Genomic DNA, 221 nt, shown 5'->3' with positions numbered 1-221 from the left:
CAGACCACCTGAGTCGGTTTAGGGTACGGGCCGCCATGCAACTCGCTAGAGGCTTTTCTCGACAGCATAGGATCATCCACTTCACCATCATCGGCTCGGCATCAGGTCTCACCCTCCATGTTGCGCGGATTTACCTGCACAACGGGCTACACCCTTACCCCGGGACAACCACCGCCCGGGCTGGACTACCTTCCTGCGTCACCCCATCACTCACCTACTAC

At 58.8% G+C, this 221-nt stretch carries 1 rRNA gene; it reads right to left on the bottom strand.

Annotated features, from left to right (window positions below):
* Positions 1–221: ribosomal RNA gene (locus AC2CJA_RS27590) — 23S ribosomal RNA — on the bottom strand; the annotation flags it as partial.

This window comes from Streptomyces sp. ATLC9, assembly GCF_057196705.1.
This window is presented reverse-complemented; position numbering and strand designations above follow the sequence as displayed.